Annotated in this window: 12 protein-coding genes, 4 tRNA genes, 1 other RNA gene and 1 pseudogene; 8 read left to right on the forward strand and 10 right to left on the reverse strand. The window is 70.4% G+C overall.

Going from position 1 to position 20,019, the window contains the following annotated elements; genetic code table 11:
• Nucleotides 1-55: 55 nt before the first annotated feature.
• Genes purL through purS form a run of 3 tightly spaced genes read right to left on the reverse strand, consistent with a single transcriptional unit; the run spans nucleotide 56 to nucleotide 3,275 of the window.
• Nucleotides 56-2,314, reverse strand: coding sequence for a phosphoribosylformylglycinamidine synthase subunit PurL (purL, locus tag AB0N14_RS30955; protein ID WP_366028996.1), 2,259 nt, complete (start codon nucleotides 2,312-2,314; stop codon nucleotides 56-58).
• The gene (purQ, locus tag AB0N14_RS30960; RefSeq protein ID WP_366028997.1) at nucleotides 2,311-3,015 is read right to left on the reverse strand and encodes a phosphoribosylformylglycinamidine synthase subunit PurQ; all 705 of its coding nucleotides are present in this window, start codon (nucleotides 3,013-3,015) and stop codon (nucleotides 2,311-2,313) included. The genes purL and purQ overlap by 4 nt, the downstream gene beginning before the upstream one ends.
• A complete protein-coding gene (gene purS, locus AB0N14_RS30965; RefSeq protein WP_200421782.1) occupies nucleotides 3,012-3,275 on the reverse strand; it encodes a phosphoribosylformylglycinamidine synthase subunit PurS in 264 nt (87 codons plus the stop codon). Before purS ends, purQ begins: the two co-directional genes overlap by 4 nt.
• 376 nt (nucleotides 3,276-3,651) lie before the next feature.
• Here purS and AB0N14_RS30970 point away from each other — a divergent pair, with 376 nt between their 5' ends.
• From AB0N14_RS30970 to AB0N14_RS30985, 4 genes are all read left to right on the forward strand, one after another.
• Nucleotides 3,652-3,969, forward strand: a complete 318-nt coding sequence (locus AB0N14_RS30970; protein WP_103840337.1) for an Lsr2 family protein — start codon at nucleotides 3,652-3,654, stop codon at nucleotides 3,967-3,969.
• A gap of 320 nt (nucleotides 3,970-4,289) precedes the next feature.
• Nucleotides 4,290-4,361, forward strand: a tRNA-Gly gene (locus AB0N14_RS30975).
• A 95-nt stretch (nucleotides 4,362-4,456) separates the two neighbouring features.
• Nucleotides 4,457-4,532: transfer RNA gene (locus AB0N14_RS30980), tRNA-Gly, on the forward strand.
• A gap of 146 nt (nucleotides 4,533-4,678) precedes the next feature.
• Nucleotides 4,679-4,754 (forward strand) — tRNA-Gly (locus AB0N14_RS30985).
• 119 nt (nucleotides 4,755-4,873) lie between these two features.
• Here AB0N14_RS30985 and AB0N14_RS30990 read toward each other — a convergent pair.
• The 6 genes from AB0N14_RS30990 to ffs all read right to left on the reverse strand — a co-directional run bounded on the left by AB0N14_RS30990 (nucleotide 4,874) and on the right by ffs (nucleotide 14,085).
• On the reverse strand, nucleotides 4,874-5,773 hold the full coding sequence (locus AB0N14_RS30990; RefSeq protein WP_366028998.1) for a phosphoribosylaminoimidazolesuccinocarboxamide synthase: 900 nt from the start codon (nucleotides 5,771-5,773) through the stop codon (nucleotides 4,874-4,876).
• Between the two features lie 86 nt (nucleotides 5,774-5,859).
• On the reverse strand, nucleotides 5,860-7,359 hold the full coding sequence (locus AB0N14_RS30995) for a N,N-dimethylformamidase beta subunit family domain-containing protein (RefSeq protein WP_366029000.1): 1,500 nt from the start codon (nucleotides 7,357-7,359) through the stop codon (nucleotides 5,860-5,862).
• Between the two features lie 619 nt (nucleotides 7,360-7,978).
• On the reverse strand, nucleotides 7,979-9,841 hold the full coding sequence (locus AB0N14_RS31000) for a hypothetical protein (RefSeq protein ID WP_366029001.1): 1,863 nt from the start codon (nucleotides 9,839-9,841) through the stop codon (nucleotides 7,979-7,981).
• Between the two features lie 428 nt (nucleotides 9,842-10,269).
• Nucleotides 10,270-11,526: a phosphoribosylamine--glycine ligase gene (gene purD / locus AB0N14_RS31005; RefSeq protein ID WP_366029002.1), complete on the reverse strand. Its 1,257-nt coding sequence runs from the start codon at nucleotides 11,524-11,526 to the stop codon at nucleotides 10,270-10,272.
• Nucleotides 11,527-11,640: 114 nt separating this feature from the next.
• The gene (locus tag AB0N14_RS31010; RefSeq protein ID WP_366029003.1) at nucleotides 11,641-13,893 is read right to left on the reverse strand and encodes a DNA polymerase III subunit gamma and tau; all 2,253 of its coding nucleotides are present in this window, start codon (nucleotides 13,891-13,893) and stop codon (nucleotides 11,641-11,643) included.
• A 101-nt stretch (nucleotides 13,894-13,994) separates the two neighbouring features.
• Nucleotides 13,995-14,085: signal recognition particle sRNA small type (gene ffs / locus AB0N14_RS31015), an RNA gene on the reverse strand.
• Nucleotides 14,086-14,160: 75 nt separating this feature from the next.
• Here ffs and AB0N14_RS31020 point away from each other — a divergent pair.
• Both AB0N14_RS31020 and AB0N14_RS31025 read left to right on the forward strand, forming a co-directional pair.
• A tRNA-Ser gene (locus tag AB0N14_RS31020) sits at nucleotides 14,161-14,245 on the forward strand.
• A gap of 357 nt (nucleotides 14,246-14,602) precedes the next feature.
• Nucleotides 14,603-15,046 (forward strand): hypothetical protein, encoded by a 444-nt coding sequence (locus tag AB0N14_RS31025; RefSeq protein WP_366029004.1) that lies wholly within the window; start codon nucleotides 14,603-14,605, stop codon nucleotides 15,044-15,046.
• Between the two features lie 18 nt (nucleotides 15,047-15,064).
• On the opposite strand, the gene AB0N14_RS31030 is transcribed toward AB0N14_RS31025, so the two are convergent.
• Nucleotides 15,065-19,030, reverse strand: coding sequence for a tetratricopeptide repeat protein (locus AB0N14_RS31030; RefSeq protein WP_366029005.1), 3,966 nt, complete (start codon nucleotides 19,028-19,030; stop codon nucleotides 15,065-15,067).
• A gap of 93 nt (nucleotides 19,031-19,123) precedes the next feature.
• Between AB0N14_RS31030 and AB0N14_RS31035 the strand changes: the two genes are divergently transcribed.
• Both AB0N14_RS31035 and AB0N14_RS31040 read left to right on the forward strand, forming a co-directional pair.
• Nucleotides 19,124-19,522: a hypothetical protein gene (locus AB0N14_RS31035; protein ID WP_366029007.1), complete on the forward strand. Its 399-nt coding sequence runs from the start codon at nucleotides 19,124-19,126 to the stop codon at nucleotides 19,520-19,522.
• A gap of 324 nt (nucleotides 19,523-19,846) precedes the next feature.
• Nucleotides 19,847-20,019, forward strand: a pseudogene (locus tag AB0N14_RS31040) (IS701 family transposase); the annotation flags it as partial.

The raw sequence follows: 20,019 nt of genomic DNA on the forward strand, positions 1-20,019 counted from the left end.
CCCCGCCCGTCGACCGGGTGGGACCTTCGCCGTCGTACGACCGTCCGACGGGCGGTTACGCCAGCAGCGCCGGGATGGTGCCCTCGTGGGCCTCGCGCAGTTCGGCCAGGGTCAGCTCGAACTCGCCCTGGACCTCGACGGTTTCCCCGTCCACGACACCGATGCGGGTGGCCGGCAGGCCGCGCGCGCCGCACATGTCGTTGAAGCGGACCTCCTCCGAACGCGGCACGGCGACGATCGCGCGTCCCGCCGACTCGGAGAAGAGGAACGTGAACGCGTCCAGGCCGTCCGGCACGATCAGCCGCGCGCCCTTGCCGCCGAGCAGCGCCGACTCGACCACGGCCTCGATCAGACCGCCGTCGGACAGGTCGTGCGCGGAGTCGATCATGCCGTCGCGGGAGGCGGAGATCAGGATCTCGCCGAGGAGGCGTTCGCGCTCCAGGTCGACCTGCGGGGGCAGACCGCCGAGGTGGTCGTGGATCACCTGCGACCAGGCCGAACCGCCGAACTCCTCACGGGTGTCGCCGAGGAGGTACAGCAGCTGGCCCTCCTCCTGGAAGGCGACCGGGGTGCGCCGGGCGACATCGTCGATGACGCCCAGCACGGCGACCACCGGCGTCGGGTGGATGGCCGCCTCGCCCGTCTGGTTGTAGAGGGAGACATTGCCGCCGGTCACCGGGGTGCCCAGCTGCTGACAGCCGTCCGCCAGACCGCGCACGGCCTCCGCGAACTGCCACATCACCGCCGGGTCCTCGGGCGAGCCGAAGTTCAGGCAGTCGGAGACCGCCAGCGGCTTGGCGCCCGTGGTCGCCACGTTGCGGTACGCCTCCGCGAGGGCCAGCTGCGCGCCCGCGTACGGGTCGAGCTTGGCGTACCGGCCGTTGCCGTCCGTGGCGATGGCCACGCCGAGGCCGGACTCCTCGTCGATGCGGATCATGCCGGAGTCCTCGGGCTGGGCAAGGACCGTGTTGCCCTGCACGAAGTGGTCGTACTGCTGCGTGATCCACTTCTTGGAGGCCTGGTTGGGCGAGCCGACCAGCTTCAGGACCTGGTCCTTCAGCTCCTCGGACGTCGCCGGACGCGGGAGCTTGTTCGCGTCGTCGGCCTGCAGCTCGTCCTGCCAGGACGGGCGGGCGTACGGGCGCTCGTAGACCGGGCCCTCGTGCGCGACCGTACGCGGGTCGACGTCGACGATCTTGCCGCCGTGCCAGTAGATCTCCAGGCGGTCCCCGTCGGTCACCTCACCGATGACGGTGGCGATGACGTCCCACTTGGCGCAGATCTCCAGGAAGCGGTCGACCTTCTCCGGCTCGACGACCGCACACATCCTTTCCTGCGACTCGCTCATCAGAATCTCCTCGGGGGAGAGCGTCGAGTCGCGCAGGGGGACGTCGTCGAGGGTGACGCGCATACCGCCGGAGCCGTTCGAGGCCAGCTCCGAGGTCGCGCAGGACAGGCCCGCCGCGCCCAGGTCCTGGATGCCGACGACCAGCTTCTCCTGGAATGCCTCCAGGGTGCACTCGATGAGGAGCTTCTCCTGGAAGGGATCGCCCACCTGGACGGCGGGGCGCTTGGAGGGCTTGGCGTCGTCGAAGGTCTCGGAGGCCAGGATGGAGGCGCCGCCGATGCCGTCGCCGCCCGTGCGGGCGCCGTACAGGATGACCTTGTTGCCCGCGCCGGACGCCTTCGCGAGGTGGATGTCCTCGTGTCGCATCACACCGATGGCACCGGCGTTGACCAGCGGGTTGCCCTGATAGCAGGCGTCGAAGACCACCTCGCCGCCGATGTTCGGCAGGCCCAGGCAGTTGCCGTAGCCGCCGATGCCGGCGACCACGCCGGGGAGGACCCGCTTGGTGTCGGGGTGGTCGGCCGCGCCGAAGCGCAGCGGGTCGACGACCGCCACCGGGCGCGCGCCCATCGCGATGATGTCGCGCACGATGCCGCCGACGCCCGTGGCCGCGCCCTGGTAGGGCTCGACGTAGGAGGGGTGGTTGTGCGACTCCACCTTGAAGGTGACGGCGTAGCCCTGGCCGACGTCCACGACACCGGCGTTCTCGCCGATGCCGACGAGCAGGGCGTCGGACTCGGGGGCCTTCTCGCCGAACTGGCGCAGGTGGACCTTGCTGCTCTTGTACGAGCAGTGCTCGGACCACATGACCGAGTACATGGCGAGCTCGGCGCCGGTCGGGCGGCGGCCCAGGATCTCGACGATCCGCTCGTACTCGTCCTTCTTCAGGCCCAGCTCGGCCCAGGGCAGCTCGACGTCGGGGGTCGCGGTCGCGTGCTCGACCGTGTCCAGAGGCGTCCTGCTCATGCGGTGACCAGCTTCTTGAGGATCGAGGTGAAGAACGGGAGGCCGTCGGTACGACCGGTACCGATCAGCGGTTCGACGGCGTGCTCGGGGTGCGGCATGAGGCCCACGACGTTGCCGGCCTCGTTGGTGATGCCGGCGATGTCCCGCAGCGAGCCGTTGGGGTTGCCGTATCCATCAGCGGCTTCGCCGCGGACCAGGTAGCGGAAGGCGACCCGGCCCTCGGCCTCGAGCTTGTCGAGGGTGTACTCGTCGGCGACGTACCGGCCGTCCATGTTCTTCAGCGGGATCTGGATCTCCTGGCCGGCGTCGTAGTCGCTGGTCCAGGAAGTGTCCGCGTTCTCCACCCGCAGCTTCTGGTCGCGGCAGATGAAGTGGAGGTGGTCGTTGCCGAGCATCGCGCCCGGAAGGAGGTGGGCCTCGGTGAGGATCTGGAAGCCGTTGCAGATGCCGAGGACCGGAAGGCCCGCCTTCGCCTGCTCGATCAGGGGCTCCATAACCGGCGAGAAGCGGGCGATGGCGCCGGCCCGCAGATAGTCGCCGTAGGAGAAACCGCCGCACAGGACCACTGCGTCGACCTGCTTGAGGTCCTTGTCCTTGTGCCAGAGGGCGACGGGCTCCGCCCCGGCGATACGGATCGCGCGCCGGGTGTCCCGGTCGTCGAGGCTGCCCGGGAAAGTGACGACGCCAATACGGGTGGTCACTTCGAGGCCTCCGCCACTTCCTCCACCTTGACGGTGAAGTCCTCGATCACGGTGTTGGCGAGGAAGGATTCGGCGAGATCGTGGATGCGGGCGAGCGCGGCGTCATCGACCGGCCCGTCCACCTCGAGTTCGAATCGCTTTCCCTGACGTACGTCGGAGATGCCGTCGAAACCGAGGCGCGGCAGTGCGCGCTGCACCGCCTGGCCCTGGGGGTCGAGGATCTCCGGCTTGAGCATGACGTCGACTACGACGCGTGCCACTGGCACTCCCGGTGTGTGGTGCTGAGCAGGTTCCTTCAGACTACCCGCACACAATTTCTACTCGCGTAGATTCGTAGCATCCTACGTGACCGCCATCACGATCGTGCATCGACGCGGTGCCCCGCACGGAAAATCCTCGGAAAAACCGCGAGAGAAGGATGCCGGGGCATTGCAGGCGGACACGCGGAGGTATTCAGTCTGTCTTCACAATGCAATGCCGGGCACTGTACAAAGGAAAAGGCAATAGCCGATACTTTGCCCAATTACTGCCGGACAGTCGACACCTCCCCGACATCCGCCGGACGACTGCGCACGTCATCGTCGCGCACGTCATGGCCTGTGATCGCGGTGGTGCCGCACGAAGGGACCGATATTCGTGGCGCAGCGTGTCGTGGTCACCCTCTTCGACGACATCGACGGCTCAGAAGCGGCGGAAACGATCGTCTTCGGACTGGACGGCAAGTCGTACGAGATCGACCTCAATCAAGCCAATGCCAAGAAACTGCGTAAGGCGCTGGAGCCGTACGTGGAGGCCGGGCGGAAGAAGGCCAAGTCGGGCCGGGCGTACACGCACACGGCCCTGACCCCGGACCCGGCCGCGGTCCGCGCGTGGGCGCGCTCCAACAAGCTGGACGTGCCGCCGCGGGGGCGGATCCCCAAGAAGGTCTACGAGGCGTTCGCCGAGGCGCAGTAGCTGCGCGGGCTCGGCAGGGGTTCCGGGTGTCGTGGGCTGAGCGGGGCTCGGTGGTGGGGGCGCCGCCGCGGGGCTCCGCCCCGGGCCCCGGGTGCCGTTCGCCGTGGGGGTTTTCATCGTCACCGGCGTGCCGGTCGTCGTGGGTTGCTCGCGCCCACGCCCCGGAGCCGCATGGTGTCGCAGCCCCGCGCCCCTTGCACGGGCGCTCCACCACCCCATCCGGGCCCGTACGCAACCGACTTGCGTTGCACCCCTGGCGATCAGCTAGAGTCTGAGCACGCCGAGGGGCGAGGCCGGAAAGGCCGAGGCCCGAGCGTCACGCGGGTGTAGTTCAGTAGCAGAACACCCCCTTTCCAAGGGGGAGGCGCAGTGTGCAATCCCTGTCACCCGCTCTACGAGACCGGCCGGACCACCCTTGTGGATCAGGTAGGCTGGTGCTCGCACCGATCGGTGGCTGTGTCTTTTACAGCTGGCGGTCGGAGGTAATGCGGACGTAGCTCAGTTGGTAGAGCGCAACCTTGCCAAGGTTGAGGTCGCGAGTTCGAGCCTCGTCGTCCGCTCCAGAAAGAAGGGCCCTGGTCGATCGACCGGGGCCTTTCTCGTGTCAGCGGTACCTTGGGCGGTGTGAATGTTGCCACAGCGCCGCGTGCCCACGTGTGCACCACCCATGAGCGAGGTTGGGTATAGTTGGGTTCGCGCAGCGCGCAGTGCGGACGTAGCTCAGTTGGTAGAGCGCAACCTTGCCAAGGTTGAGGTCGCGAGTTCGAGCCTCGTCGTCCGCTCCAGAAAGAAGCCCCCGGCTCAGGCCGGGGGCTTCTTCGTGTGCCTCGGGGTGCGTCGGGATGTTCGTGCCGCCGTCAGGGCCCGGCGAGCGCCGGGCCCTGTATGCGGTCGGCTGGGTCGGCTAGGACCAGCGGACGCCCGTCAGGCGTTCGTACGCCTCCGCGTACTTCGCGCGGGTCGCCTCCACGATCTCCTGCGGCAGCGGCGGCGGGGGCTGCTCGCTCGTGCGGTCCCAGCCGGAGGCGGGGGAGGTGAGCCAGTCACGTACGAACTGCTTGTCGAACGACGGCTGGGCACGGCCCGGCTGCCACTGGTCGGCCGGCCAGAAGCGGGAGGAGTCCGGAGTGAGGACCTCGTCGGCGAGGACGAGGGTGTCTCCGTCGTAACCGAACTCGAACTTGGTGTCCGCGAGGATGATCCCGCGGTCGCGGGCGATGTCACGGGCGCGGCCGTAGACGGCGAGGGTCGCCTGCCGCAGCTGGGCCGCGGTCTCGGCGCCGACCTTGCGGGCGACCTCCTCGTAGGAGACGTTCTCGTCGTGCTCGCCGACCGCGGCCTTGGTCGCCGGGGTGAAGATCGGGGCGGGCAGTTCCGAGCCGTCGACCAGGCCCTCGGGCAGGGCGAGGCCGCAGACGGTGCGGGACTCCTTGTACTCGGCGAGGCCCGAGCCGGTGAGGTAGCCACGGGCCACGCACTCCACCGGGACCATCTTCAGGGACTTGCAGACCAGGGTGCGGCCGGCCCAGTCCGCGGGCGCGCCCGGCGGGAGTTCGGTGCTCAGGACGTGGCTCGGGACCAGGTCGCGGAGCTGGTCGAACCACCAGAGCGACAGCTGGGTGAGGATCCGGCCCTTGTCCGGGATCTCGGTCGGCAGCACCCAGTCGAATGCGGACGTACGGTCACTGGCGACCATCACGAGGTCGCCCGCCTCGTTCTGGTACAGCTCGCGCACCTTCCCGGTGTGCAGATGCACCAGTCCCGGCACCTGGACGGGTTCGGGCTTTTCGACGAATCCGGACACGGTCCCTCCCCGTAGTTCTGTCCCAATGGCTCGATTCTCCCCCATGCCGGGAGCGAGCCGGTCCGCGGGGCCGGGGAGGGGCGGGTTCAGTCCCGTTTGCAGATGCGGTCCAGGAGGTTTGCTGTCGCCTGCTGGACACGGGGATCGACATGCCCGGGGCGGTCCAGCGCGGGGGACCACGCGAACGTACCGGATGCGAAGACCAGGGCGCCGGAAGGGGCGCGGTAGAGGGAGGTCTCCTGGTGGCGCGGATCGCCCTCGCCGTCCCGGTACGGGGAGTGGGCGAGCAGGATGCGGCCCTCGTGGTCGGGCAGCGGGGCGCGCGGGAAGTAACGGTCCGCCTCCCCGGCGACCATCCCGTCCAGCTTGTCGCCCTCCTCCGCGCCGGTCCCCTCCCACAGCCAGTGGTCGGCGTTGCGGACCACGAGCGGGTGGGGCTCGGGCACCCGGCCCGCGTACTGGATGCCGATCAGCTCCTGCTCCGCACGGTCGATTTCCCGCCACAGAACCGGCTTACCGGGGCCTCGCCGCTTGCGGCAGGTGAGCAGGCGGTCGGGGACGCCGGACGGGGACGGGCCGAGCTCCACCTGCCAGTACATGGTGTTGGCGGAGAGGAAGACCAGTGAGGTGCCGTGCTCGCGGGCGAGCTCCACGGTGCGGCGCATCTGCGCCGACCAGTACTCGTCGTGGCCGGGGAAGACGAGACCGCGGTAGCGGGTGGGGTCGACGCGGCCGGCGTGCAGATCGCGGGCGTCGGCGTAGGCGAGGTCGTAGCTGTACCGCTCGGCCCAGCGGATGAAGTCGTACGCGTGACCGACGTGCAGAGGCAGGCCCGCGCCCGCGTACGGGCGGTCGAAGGAGACCGTGGTGGCGGCGTCGGCCTCGCCGAGCAGCCGACCGCTGTCGTCCCAGGCGTGGTAGAGGCTGGCACCGGTGCGGCCGTCCTCCGGGTAGAGGTTGTACGCCTGCCAGGTGATGTCCGGGAGCAGCAGGAGCAGATCGGCCGGGCGGGCGTCGCGGACGGTGAACGGGACGTGGGAGCGGTAGCCGTCGGCGGTGGTCAGCACGGCGACATAGGCGCCGACACTCCAGTACGACGGGATCTGCAACCGCCAGGACAGCCACCAGTGATGGCAGGAGACCGTGCGGTCCGCGGTGAGCGGCGCCGGCTGGACGATGCCCGAGAGACGGGGGCTCGTGGTGATCTTGGCCGCTCCGTCGCCGTTGTAGTACCCGATCCGGTACACGTCGACGGCGAACTCCTGGGGCGGGTCGACGGTGATGTGGAAGTCCAGGGCCTCGCCCGGGGCGACGGCGCCGGTCGAGGTGAAGCCCTTGATCTGGCGGTGGACGTCGTCCGCGGAGCGGGGGCCGCTGGTGCGGGGGGCCGGGATCCGGGCTCCTTTCTGACCCTGGGCCGGGACGTGGGCCGGGGTCGGGTCCACGTACCAGGGGACCACTTGGCCCGTGTCGTCGAAGTACGTCTCACTGCCCCTCAGCCAGGGAACGGGACCCTGGCCGAAAGGATCCGTCACGGCGTGCGCGAGAGCACCCGACTCCCACCGGCGGATGTGTTCCGACCCCATGCGTGTCCCCTCCCTCGTCCCCCGTGAGCCGTCGTAAGCCCTTACCGAGTGCGCGATCGGTACCCAGCACATCACATAACGCACCCACTCCGTCACCGTTCGTCGCGAATTGACGTGAACGGAATGGGATTCCCCGGCCAGGGGTCGGGCTTGCGGAACGGGGCGGGCGGAGTTTCCCCAGGTCGGCGCGGGCTCGGACCGGGCGGAGCGGTCGTCGGACGGGGCGGAGCGGTCGTCGGAGCGGGCGGAGCGGTCGTCGGAGCGGTCGTCGGAGCGGGCGGAGCAGTCGTCGGAGCGGGCGGAGCGGTCGTCGGAGCGGGCGGAGCAGTCGTCGGACCGGGCGGAGCGGTCGTCGGACCGGGCGGAGCAGTCGTCGGACCGGGCGGAGCAGTCGTCGGACCGGGCGCAGCGGTCGTCGGAGCGGGCGGAGCAGTCGTCAGGCCAGGCGGACCCCGTCCTCGGACCAGCCGGAGTGGTCATGGGACCAAGCGGAGCAGTCGTCAGACCAGGCGGAGCGGTCGTCGGACCAGGCGGACCCCGTCCTCGGACCAGCCGGAGTGGTCATGGGACCAAGCGGAGCAGTCGTCAGACCGGGCGGAGCAGTCGTCAGACACGGTCGTCAGACCAGGCGGACCGGTTTCTCGGGGCGTACGCCGAGGTTGCGGAGCCAGGTGCGCAGCGGAGTGGGGTCGCCCTCCTCGACGAGGGTGCGGACCCGGGGGGAGAGGTCGGCCGCGCGTTCGCCCCTCACCACGAGGGACGGGCCGTCCAGCCAGTCGAGGCCCGGCGCCGCTCCCGCCGTGTCCATCGCGGCGCAGCACACCACCGCGGCGACGTGGTCGACAAGCAGTTCGCGGCCGGTGCGGGGCGGCTGGAGGGGGAACAGCGGCAGCATCGCGGCGGCGTCCCACACCACACGGTCCGACCCCGGTCCCTGCATCCCGGCGCCGCCGGGTATCGCCCCGGCCGCCTCCTCCCGCGCCATCTCCGCGCTGAGCCCGGCGACGAGTGCGGCGGTCCGCACACTGGCGACCGCGTCGTCGTCGGGAACGTCGGCGGTTTCGTCGCCGGCGCCGTCCTCGCCCGGGAGACGTATGCCGTCGGCCCCGCTCTCACCCGTGGCCGTGCCGCTCGCGCTCCCGCCCTCACCCGTCGGCGTGCCGCCCGCGCCGGCGGCCGGGCGGACCGTCAGGTACTCCAGGACCCGCTCCAGCGTCGGTCCGCCCGCGTGGGGGACCGTGTCGTGGTGGGCGTGGTGGACGCCGAGGGCGTCCAGGACGCGGTGCAGGCGGGCCGCGTCCGTGCGCCACTTGCGGTCGACGACCTCGTCCGGGTACTCCTGCCACCCCACCGGCGCCCAATGGGGACCGGACTCGGCCGGTCCTCCGTGGAAGAGGCGGGCCGCGAGCAGGGACGCGGCCTCGTCCACCAGGCCCGGCTCCTCGAGCAGGTCACAGGCCGGCCGCTCACCCAGCCGCGAGGTGAAGCCCTCGGCCAGCCGGTCCCGGCGCGACAGCTCCGTGAGCGCCGCGACCACGCCCGCGTCCAGGCGCGAGGGCCAGCGGCCCATCCGCCAGGCCGGCAGCGCGACCCGGGTCAGCAGCCGGTCCCAGCCCGCGTACGCCAGCCCCACCTGCTCCTGCGCGACGATCCGGACCCCGTAGTCCACAGCCTGTGCACGCTCGGCCGCGGCGGCCGCCACCCCCCGCTCCATCTCCTCCGCATGCCCGCGGCAGCTGCGCAACAGCAGGCGCGCCACCCAGCCGGCGCCCGCCAGCACCGTACGGATCACGGGCCCGTGCGCCGGTGCCGACGTCACCGCCACCGCGGCGTCCAGCCCGCGGACAAAGCGCCGTGCCGCCGCTATGTCCGGGTGCGCCGACGGTCCCGTGCCGGCGACGACCGGGGCGAGGACCGCGCGCAGCTCGCCCACCCGCATCCACCACAGGAACGGCGAGCCGATGACGAGCACGGGCGCGGCCGCGGCGCGGTGCTGCCGGGGGGCCGACAGGCCGCGTATGCCGCGGGCGCCGGATATCTCCTCCCCGGGCGGCGGACACGGCGGGCCGTGAGCGGGGTGGGTACGGTCCTCCAGCCAGCTGTCGCAGTCCGGGGTGAGCGCTATGGCGGACGGCGCGGGCACGTCGAGGCGGTCGGCCAGGTCTCTCACCATCCGGTACAGATCGGGTGCCGCGCCCTCCGCTATGGGGACCGTCGGGCTCATGGCCGGGCGGGCGCGGGCGATCACGAGGGCGATACCGGCGGCGCAGAGCAGGACCACCACAGCGATACCGGTCACGATCCAGCGGGCGATCCCCCAGCGCCCTCCGCCGAGGTGACCGGTGGAACCGCCGACGAGCAGCACGACGGCGACGGCCGCGGGCAGCAGGGCGGCGGCCAGAGCCCGGCTGCGGATCCGCAGCACGGCCAGGGCCCGCGAGCGCGCGGCCTGCGCGCCCGCCTCCACACCGATACCGGTCACGACCTGACGTCACCCCCTCCGACCCACCTCTGCCCGGCACGACCCGTGCCGTGACGGTCTGCGTCACGGAAGTCGCCGCCGGATGCCCGTGCGTTGCTCACTCCCCCACTGTGGCACCCGCCACTGACATCGCAATGCCGGTGGGCCAAGTGCCGGAACGCCTGCGCCGCACCCTAGTTGGGGCTCCGGCCGTCGTCAGCCGGACGGGACACCGCTCACTCGATGGAATGGCTTTGGGGAAAGGTGGCTGACGCAGGGCAACGGCCAGGCCAGGATTCCGCCCGGTCGACGCCGAGCCTCCGCGCGACACCACCGCATGACACCACCGCATGACACGGGCCCCGCATCCTGAGACGGATCCGGGGCCCACGAGGTTCATCGCCCGACGTGACCACGACGCGGACGCGCCGAGGGCGGACGCCGGCGCGTCAGATGCCCGTGCCCGCGGCCTTGGCCGCGATGTCCGTGCGGTGCTGGGAGCCCTCGAGTCCGATGCGCCCCACCGCCGCGTACGCCCGGCGGCGCGCCTCGGTGAGGTCCGCGCCGGTCGCCGTGACGGACAGCACGCGGCCGCCCGCGCTCACCACCGCGCCGCCCTCGCGCCGGGTGCCGGCGTGCAGCACGTAAGCGTGCGGGGCGTCCTGGGCCGCCACCTCGTCGAGCCCGGTGATCGGGTCGCCGGTACGCGGGCTGCCCGGGTAGTTGTGGGAGGCGACGACCACGGTGACGGCCGCGTCGTCGCTCCAGCGCAGCGGTGGGAGGTCGGCGAGGGTGCCGTTCGCGGCGGCCAGCAGCACACCGGCGAGCGGGGTCTTCAGCCGGGCGAGGACGACCTGGGTCTCGGGGTCGCCGAAGCGGGCGTTGAACTCGATGACCCGAACGCCGCGCGAGGTGATCGCGAGCCCCGCGTACAGCAGCCCGGAGAACGGCGTGCCGCGGCGGCGCATCTCGTCGACGGTCGGCTGCAGAACCGTCTGCAGCACCTCCTCGACCAGCTTCGGGTCGGCCCACGGCAGCGGCGAGTACGCGCCCATGCCGCCGGTGTTCGGCCCCTCGTCGCCGTCCAGGGCGCGCTTGAAGTCCTGGGCGGGCTGGAGCGGGACGACCGTCTCGCCGTCGGTGACGGCGAACAGGGACACCTCGGGGCCGTCGAGGAACTCCTCGATGACGACGCGCTCACAGGCGGCCGCATGGGCCCTGGCGGCCTCGAGGTCGGCGGTGACGACGACGCCCTTGCCGGCGGCGAGGCCGTCGTCCTTCACGACGTACGGGGCGCCGAAGGCGTCGAGCGCCTCCTCGACCTCCTCGGCGTTCGTGCATACGTACGACCGTGCGGTGGGGACGCCCGCGGCCGCCATCACATCCTTGGCGAATGCCTTGGAGCCCTCGAGCTGCGCGGCTTCCCCGGAGGGGCCGAAGACGGGGATCCCGGCCTCACGCACGGCGTCGGCGACCCCTGCGACGAGCGGCGCCTCCGGGCCGACGACGACCAGCCCGGCGCCGAGTTCGCCGGCCAGCGCGGCCACGGCCTGTCCGTCGAGGGCGTCGACCTGGTGCAAACGCGCCACCTCGGCGATACCCGCGTTGCCGGGGGCGCAGTGCAGCTCGGTGACGTCGGGGTCGAGGGAGAGGGAACGGCACAGGGCGTGTTCGCGGGCGCCGCTACCGATGACGAGGACCTTCACGGGGTCAGCCTAACGGGCGCGGGCTAGTGACCTTGTGGGGGCCGCCGAAGAGGGGTGGGGCGGGGTTTTGTGGGTTCCTCCCAAGAGCCCCCGCTCTGCGTGCTCCCGGCCCTCCTACTCGTTCGAGAACTCCTCGACCACCGTGGCCCCGAGTTCTCTGACGATCAGTTCGTGGCCGGAGAGGGCCGACTCGTCGAGGTCGGGATCGTCGTCCTCCGGCATGTCGTCCTCGGGGGCGACCACGTGGCGCTCCGGTGCGGGGGGCGCGGTCTGTGCGGGGGCGGGCGCCGCCGGGGCCGGGGCCGGGGTCGCGGGCGCCGCCGGGCGCGCGGCCGGAGTCGGCTGCTGCGGTGCGGGACGGGGCGCCGACGGGGCGCCCGAGCCGTAGCCACCGCCCCCGCCGGACGGGTAACCGCCGCCGCCGAAGCCGGAGCCCGAGGTGGCCGGCGGTGCCGAGCCGCCCGAGGGGTCGACGATCGCCTCGATCTTCCACTGCACGTTGAACTGCTCGCCCAGGGCCTGCCGCAGGACGTCCTCACTGCCGCTGCTGAGGAAGTTGTCCCGGGCCCCGGCGTTCACGAAGCCGACCTGCAGCATCGTCCCGTCGAAGCCCGTGACCTGCGCGTTCTGGCTGAGCAGGATCCAGGTGAAGCGGCGGCGGTTCTTCACCGCCTCCAGGATGTTCGGCCACAGCGCGCGGGGGTCGAGCCCGCCGGGCGCCGGTGCGGCGGCCGGTGCGGGAGCGGAGGCTGTCGGTGCCGGCGTGGCTGCGGGCGCCGCCGGTCGCGTGGGCGCGGCCGGGGGCTGCGCTCCGCCCGCGGACGCCGCCGTGGGCCACCCGCCGGGCCGACGGCCGCTGCCCGCGGCGGCAGCGGTGGGCCAGGCACCGGGACCGGCGGGAACAGGGGCGTCCTGGGGCCCTGGCTGAGCGGGAGCGGGAGCCGCCGACGGCGTCTCCGCGGGCGGTGCCGGCGGTGCGGGCGGTGCCGGAGCAGGCGTCGCCGCACCGTCGTACGCACCCGGCCCCGGCGCACTGCCCGCGCCTGCGCCTGCGCCTGGGCCTTGGGCCCGCACCGCGGCCCGAGCCGCGGCCGGACCACCGCCGGGCGGCACTGCAGGAACGGACGACGCCCCCGCGCTCGCCCCGCCGTGCGCCTCGGGACCGGGCACATACCCCGTGGCGGGGGCCGCGCCGCCGCCGGAGAAGTTGACGCCGCGCTCCAGGCGGTCCAGGCGGGCCATGACGGACCGCTCGTCCCCGTATGCGGCGGGCAGCAGCACCCGTGCGCAGATCAGCTCGAGCTGCAGGCGGGGCGAGGTGGCCCCGCGCATCTCGGTCAGCCCCTCGTTGACGATGTCGGCGGCGCGGCTCAGCTCGGCCGGGCCGAAGACGCCCGCCTGGGCCTGCATGCGCTCCAGCACGTCGACCGGGGCGTCGATCAGCCCCTTCTCGGCGGCGTCGGGCACGGCGGCGAGGATGACGAGGTCCCGCAGCCGCTCCAGCAGGTCGGCTACGAACCGACGGGGGTCGTTGCCCCGCTCGATCACGCGGTCGACGACCTCGAAGGCGGCGGCCCCGTCCCCGGTGGCGAAGGCCTCGACGACGGAGTCGAGGAGCGAGCCGTCCGTGTACCCGAGCAGCGAGGTGGCCATGGCGTATGTCACACCGTCGGGGCCCGCACCCGCGAGCAGCTGGTCCATGACGGACATGGAGTCACGCACGGACCCGGCGCCCGCGCGCACGACCAGCGGCAGAACCCCGTCCTCGACGGGGATCTTCTCCATCTCGCACACCTCGGCGAGATAGTCCCGCAGGGTCCCCGGCGGCACGAGCCGGAACGGGTAGTGGTGCGTGCGCGACCGGATGGTCCCGATGACCTTCTCGGGCTCGGTGGTCGCGAAGATGAACTTGAGGTGCTCGGGCGGCTCCTCGACGACCTTGAGCAGCGCGTTGAATCCGGCCGACGTGACCATGTGGGCCTCGTCGATGATGTAGATCTTGTACCGGCTGCTCGCGGGCCCGAAGAAGGCCTTCTCCCGCAGGTCACGGGCGTCGTCCACACCACCGTGGCTGGCCGCGTCGATCTCGATGACGTCGATCGACCCCGGTCCGTTCCTCGCCAGGTCGCGGCAGGACTGGCACTCGCCGCACGGCGTCGGCGTGGGACCTTGCTCACAGTTCAGACAACGGGCCAGGATCCGCGCGCTGGTCGTCTTGCCGCATCCGCGCGGCCCGCTGAACAGGTACGCGTGATTGACCCGGTTGTTCCGCAGCGCCTGCTGCAGCGGGTCGGTGACATGCTCTTGCCCGATGACCTCGGCGAAGGACTCCGGGCGATAGCGGCGGTACAGCGCGAGAGACGACACGCTTACGAGGTTATAGGCGCCCACTGACAAAGCGCCCGGCCCGAGTCACAGCCCGGCCACCGCCCCCGGCGCCCGCCCCTGGGCACCCGTCCCCGGACGCGAAAGACCCCCCACGCACCCGCCAGAGCCAACCTACCCTTGCTGCCTTCCGGCCCTGGGGGAGTTCAGTCAGATAGCGCCGCGTGAGGGGCTGAGCCCCAGCCTACCCGATCGCCGGGGCCCGAACGAGTTCGCTAGCACTCCCCGGCGTCATGTAATGTTTCCGGCGGAGGATTCGCCTAGAGGCCTAGGGCGCACGCTTGGAAAGCGTGTTGGGGGCAACCCCTCACGAGTTCGAATCTCGTATCCTCCGCACCCGCCCACCAGGGCAAACGAAGGACCCGGCTGCTGTGCGGCCGGGTCCTTCGTCATTCCGTAGTTGCAGTTTTAGTTGCAGTTGCCCAGATCAGGCCGCTGGAGGTTGCTGGTCGGACCGGGTCCGGAACAAGTGGCGGACCTTGCCCTCCGCCAAGCGCGGCGCGTTAACGATCGTGGCCGGGGTCTCGGCGACGTGGCGGCGACGCCTGGCCTCGCTGAGGGCACACGCACGGCACTGGGTCCGGACCGTTCGCGGGGCAGCCGCGCTGGCTTGGGAAACGCTGACCTAAGCTGGTACGGAGCATCTCGGACAGCTTCGGGGCGATGGACCGCGTCCAGCGGGAGGTGGGCAGTGCGGGAAGAGGTCGAGGCCGTACTTGGTCGAATCCTTTCGCCGATTGTCGCAGCCATCGGCGTCGACGGGCCCGGCGTCCTCGCCGATGACGCGCCAGATTCATCGCAAGGCGGACCGGCGGCCGAGCTCGGCCGACACGTTCTGCGGGTGCTTCGGGAGCGCAACGATACGCTGGACGCGCTGCATGAGGCGGTCGCGGAGGTCGCCGCCAACCCCGCGGACGACGACGCCCGCGCGATGCTGCGGCTCAGACTGCGGAGAGCGCTGTCGCGCGACAGCGAAGCACTCGCGGAAGTCGCCGCCCTGCTGCCGGAGCCATCGGTTCACGTCACAGCCGAGGGAGTGCGGTCGGTGGCGATCGGCGGGAACAACACCGGGATCATTGCCACCGGGGACAACTCCTCCTTCATCACGGGACGTGTGTTCGGAGGGGACCGCTGACCGCCGGGTCCAGCACCTCTATCCGGCGGAGGACAGGGCCTGCCAGTGGGCCAGGTGATCGCGGGTCGACCTGATCAGCGGGTGCTCGGGTCCCAGAACGCGGAGACGGTCCGCGAGCAATGCCTCCAGGGTGGTGACCGCACCGGCGATGTCCCCCGACAGCCCGCGGTACTTCGCCAGGTTGTTGCGGGTGGCCAGAGTGTCGGGATGGTCCGGGCCGAGGACTCTGATGCGGTCGTCGAGGAGCGTTTCGAGTGCCGCCGTCGCGGTGATGGGATGGCCTGCCTCTCCCAGCCAGAAAGCCAGGTTGCCCCGAACGACAAGGGTGTCCGGATGGTCCGGGCCGAGGACTCTGAGGTAATCGCCAACGAGTTCTTCGAATTGAGCCGCTGCCCTCGCGGGGTCCCCCGCCGCACCTAGCCATGACGCCAGGTTCCCACGGGCGTTGAGGGTGTCACGGTGCTCGGGGCCGAGGATTTTGACCAGGTCGCGCACCAGCCCCGCCATATCCTCTACTGCCCCCACGAGATCGCCAGCCGCCCCGTGCCATGAAGCGAGGCTGCTGCGAACGGCGAGCGTGTCCGGATGGTCGGAGCCTTGCAGCCGGACTCGATCCGCGAACAGGCGCTGGAATTCGGCTGCCGCCCCGGAGGGGTCCCCGTGAGCACCGCGCCACGTGGCAAGGTTGGCGCGCGCAGTCAGGGTATCGGGATGGTCGGGCCCGAGCACTCTCTCGAAGTCGTCCACCAACGATTCGAACGATCCCGGGCCGGTGTCGTGCTCAGAGCCCTTGAACCGCGCGAGGTTCAGCCGTACCGCCAGAGTGTCCGGATGCTCCCGCCCCAGCACTCGGGTGCAGTCGTCCACCAGCCGCTCAAGCTCGCGGCCGGCGCCCGAGACATCCCCAGCTTCGGCCTTCCAGACGGCGCGGTTGGCCCTGATGGACAAGGTGAACGGATGAGCCGATCCCAGGCGGGAGATTGCCTCTTCGGCCAGGGACTCGAAGAACGAGGCAGCGGCGACTGTCTGCCCGGCCCGGCCAAGGCTGGTGGCGGCCCTGATGAGCACGGCATGCGACCCCGACGCCCACAGAGCCTCCCCGCTCACCGTCCAGAGATGCTCCGCGTTGGCCTGCAGGGCATGAACGAGTAGGGCGTCACTCTCGTCGTCCGGCCACACCGCGAGCAGCGCCCGGGCCACAGCCTCGGCCGCGCGGTCGGTGCGTCCTGCCGCTGCGGCGTCGCGGGTCGCGCGTTGCACCAAGCGATGAACCGTCACCGTCTCGTACGGGCTAGTTCCGTCGATGGTCACCAGACTGAGCCGAGCCAGGCAACGCAGAGCAGCCAGGGCGTCGGCTTCGGAAACGGACATCGGAGCGCTGGCGTTGCTGCCGAACGTACCGGAAGTATCTGGGGTGTCCGGGGTGTCGGCTCGCGTCGCGGCCGAACGGTACACGCTCAGATACTCAAGAGCCGACGGGTCCGTCAACACCCCGATCGGTATCCCCGCAGGATCCAGTTGGCTGACCAGCTCCAGCATCGGCCGGGCCAGACCGACAGGTTGAAGGGCATCCGCGTGTTCGACGCTCAACGACCAGGCCGCACCAAAGGTGACGTTCTGGTCGTCCGGAAGTGACACGGGGTCTGGAGCCAGTTCGGCCAGTGAGTGATGCCTGTCGGCCACCAGGCGACGGTATGCGGCGCATCCCATGCTCCGGTCGATCATGAAGGCGACAGCCTGCGACAGCGCGAGCGGCAAATACCCGAGATCGGCCGCCAGACCGGCTAGTTCGCCGGGCGATCCACTCAGACCGGGGTCGGCTAGTTTGGCGGTCAGGTACTCCACGGCTTCGGATTCGACGAACACGTCCATGCCCACCAGATGGCGGCCGACGCCGTTGAAGGCCGCGTCACGGCGCCGGGTGGTGACGACGGTGCGGCCGGAAGGTGTTGTCGGCGGCCAGAAGCCCCGCATATCCGCCGGACTGGCCACGTCGTCCAGGACGATCAGCCAGCGCTTATCGGTGGTCTGCAGCCACGCCAGAAAGATGCGGCCGGCTTCCTCCGGCTGGGCAGCGTCGGCGAGGTCCAAGTCCACCGCGGCCCTGGCATAGGCCGCGACGATCGCCGAGCGGGTGCTGGCGTCCGCCCATACCATCAGATCGACCCCTCCGCGCGACCACAGGCGGCGCGCAACCTGCGCCGCCGCCTGGGTCTTGCCCACCCCGCCGATCCCACTGAGCACGACAGCGGAGGGCCAGGCGGCGTCCACACCGTCAGCTTCCATCAGCGCGGCGAGGACGGAGTCGCTCCCGCGCGGCTGGAACGACTCCGCCTGCGAGGGGACAACGCCGATCTGGACCGGGAATGTGACCGCCGGTCGACCGAGGCGGTAGTTGACGTGGTGCACGACGGCCCCGTCGGCGATATGGACCGTGTGCCGTCTCGGGTACAGGGTCACGGTCACCAGCCCATTCCGCTGGACCACCGTCGGTTCGGGGACGCCCGCTTTCTGACAGTCGGCAATGGTGGCAGGGATTCCCGACCCCTCACCCTCCACCAGGCGCGCCCACGTCAGCACACTGGCCAGGCGGAAATTCCGCCGCCGCGACTCGGACCGGACCCTGCTGATGGGGGTCGGTTCGTTCTCGGCCAGGCCATCACCGAACCACGATCCAGGGTTGGTGATTTCGAGCCGGTCATCGAAGAGCTTGACGTGCACGCAGGCGTGCTCGTGCGCATAGCTTCGGTGGACCAGGGCGTTGGCGATGAGTTCCCGCACTGCGATCATGGGGTATTCGTAGTGCGGCGCGGTGGTGGCCGCGTGCTCGGACGGCGCCTCGCCGGCCCGGGTGTGTTCGGCGATGAAATCCCTGGCCCGCTGGATCTGCTCGGGGACGGTACCGCGAAGATCCGCCTTGTCCTTGGGGTCATCGATGGACGTGCCATAAACACGTGCACACTGGACGATCGCGGTGGCGACCACCGCGGTGGGCTCCTCACCAAACAACAACGCCCCGGCGATGGTGAGCTGGCCGTCACGCATGAGGCTTGCCCGTTGTAGAAATTCAGTCGAGGAAAGCTGCCCAGGCAGGTCCTGAGCTATGTCTTTCCGCAGGTCGCCGCGAAATCGGCTCACCCGCTGGGCGTTCACCGGGGTCCGGTTGGTCGGGTGGTCGAGAAAGCCGGGCCCGTCGTCAGCGGCTACCGGCGTCGCGCGCAGGGTAGGCTCGGATGCCGCCAGGGAAGCGAAGTCCCCGACGGAGGAAGATATTTCCAGCTCCGGCTTCGGACGCCGCGCTATGGGGAGCCGGCCGTATCCGTCAAATAGACGGCTGGGCTTCGGCCCGCGGAAGTCGAGGGAATCGACGTACTTGTAGAGGTCTTCTAGGGATACGAAGCCGTCGTCGTCCTCGTCGAGCGCTCCGTGGGTGATGCCCTCGGCGAGTGCGCGAGTGAACGGGCTGGCTTTGCCGTCCTCGTCGGCGTCATCCGCGAGTTGCGCCGGAGCCGTCGCGGTCAGTATGAACCGTCCCCTCCCACCGAGGTGACCGGGAGGCCCGGAGCCTTTGAACCCCCCGCTGTGGCAGCAATCGAGAACGATGATCTTTGCTCGCGCCGAGGAATCCGACATGATCTCGTTGAGTAAAGTGTCGGGTACGGCGGTGCCGGCCAGCAGGAGGAACTTTGTGTCAGTTCCACACAAATAGAATTTCTGGTTCTTCGTCGCCCCATGACCGCTGAAGTAAAACAAGAGGACGTCGTCGGGTTCGGCGCTGTCGAAGAAAACGTGAGCGCGCCGCATCAGTTCCCCAGTGGTGACATCGAGGAGAACGGTCATGTCAGCATCGGCGAACATGCCGAACTGGGCGTGCGCGATAGCCTCCGCGATCAGCCGGTGGTCAGTGCGCGGGCCTATGAGCGGCGGAAGAAGGTCCGGATCACCCGCGTATTCGGCGTTGCAGACTATGAGTGCCCGATACACGGCGGCTCCCCCGTCTTACGACAACCCCGAAGCCCGCGAGGGTCCTCGGTGGCGCCCTAGTATATAAGGCCAGTCCTACCGGAGGGGTCGTTCGTGGAACCATCGAAGCTCGAAGTAGTCCCCCACCTTGCGTCGCTGACCGACGATCACCCCGCCGTGCAGGAGGCCGTCGGTGAGCTCACGTCAATGCTTCGCGACGAGCCGGCCATCGTCGCAGGATCCCCTCCCACCGCCGTGAGCGGATCGAAAGGAATACTACCCGTAATCCTGGTGGAACTCGGTGGATCTTCGGTCACCGTGGGGGCCGCCGTCAGAGTTTTTCGCCTGTGGTTGCAACGCGACCGCCGACGCTCGATCCGCCTCCGACGGACGCTGCCGGACGGCAGCGTCATCGAACAGGAGGTTAGTGGGGTGGCCATTTCCGACCAGACCTTGCGGGCAGCTCTCGAACAGCTCGACGGGGCTTCGACCAACCGGTCATCCGACTCGTAGCCGGATAATCCTCTGCAACCGCCCACCAGGGCAAAACGCGGATCCGGCCGGTGCGACCTTGGTTGCAGTTGGCCCCAACAGCCGATCACCGAGGCAGCGGCCGGATATCGAAGCGTCTGCTGGTGGCTCATCAAGGCCGACCGGCATCAATGGGAAGGGCGAGCGGAACCGCTCCTGTCAGCGGCCCGCCCTACAGTCCTGCCTAGTACTCCAGCTGTAGATCGTGATCTCGCTGGTCGGGCCGGGTGCGGAGACGGGTGCGGCCACCGTTGATCATCGTGAGTTGTGTGGACAAACGACGAGACGGTGGCCGCAGGTCACAGCATAGATCCCGTCCGCTGGCGGGAGGCGTTCGAGGTGGCCATGGGCCGGATCGCGGGTCGGTTCGCTCGGGTCGAACCCCGCCTGCGGGCTGGTCGGTTGGTGCTGGGCCTGCTGTCTGACCTGCCGCGCAAAAACTGCTGGACGATCGCGGAGTGGGCCGGGGAATCGACCCC

It is taken from the genome of Streptomyces sp. NPDC051104 (genome assembly GCF_040682835.1).
GTDB classification, from domain to species: domain Bacteria; phylum Actinomycetota; class Actinomycetes; order Streptomycetales; family Streptomycetaceae; genus Streptomyces; species Streptomyces cynarae.

What these genes read in the sequence shown, in the direction of transcription:
- purL (WP_366028996.1), bottom strand. Translation starts at nt 2,314, where the DNA reads ATGAGCAGGACGCCTCTGGACACGGTCGAGCACGCGACCGCGACCCCC.
- AB0N14_RS30995 (WP_366029000.1), bottom strand. Translation starts at nt 7,359, where the DNA reads ATGGGGTCGGAACACATCCGCCGGTGGGAGTCGGGTGCTCTCGCGCAC.